Below are 599 nucleotides of genomic sequence, written 5' to 3'. Positions count from 1 at the left end.
CAATCTCGGGCTGTGTTTTCACAGCCCGTTTTCGTATATCAGGAATCTAGCTCAACAGTATGGAAATTATTCTAATTACAACGGCTTTTTTAGCAGGCTTCATCGCGCTCAAATGCAGCCTTCCCCCTCTAGTCGGTTTTCTACTAGCGGGTTTTGGCTTACATGCCTTTGGCTATCAAAGTAATGACGTTATTGTCACTCTGGCTGATCTCGGCGTTACTCTTTTGCTTTTTACTATTGGCTTAAAGGTCGATGTAAAAACATTGCTTTCCAAAGAAATTTGGGGCGGCGCAACAGCGCACAATATTCTTTCAACCGCTTTTTTTGCTCTTGCGTTGTCAGGGCTGAAACTGCTTGGATTAACGTCCCTTGCAAGTATGGAAAGCGGGCAGATATTGCTCCTAGCCTTTGCACTTTCCTTCTCTAGCACTGTTTTCGCGGTAAAAACACTGCAGGAAAAAGGTGAACTCAACGCGACATACGCCACACTGGCCATCGGTATTTTGGTTATGCAAGATATCTTCGCGGTCGTGTTTCTGACTGTTTCGACAGGCAAAGTGCCAGAATGGTACGCCATAGGTCTATTTGCTCTTCCTCTT

1 protein-coding gene is annotated in these 599 nt (G+C 45.1%); it reads left to right on the top strand.

The window, feature by feature from the left end:
* Positions 1-59: 59 nt before the first annotated feature.
* Positions 60-599 (top strand): cation:proton antiporter (locus R7190_RS28905; protein WP_318138071.1); only part of this gene is annotated, 540 nt, incomplete at its 3' end.

The organism is Vibrio sp. 1078-1 (assembly GCF_033340475.1).
The sequence above is the reverse complement of the archived record's forward strand: the minus strand, read 5'-3'. Positions and strand labels throughout refer to the sequence as shown.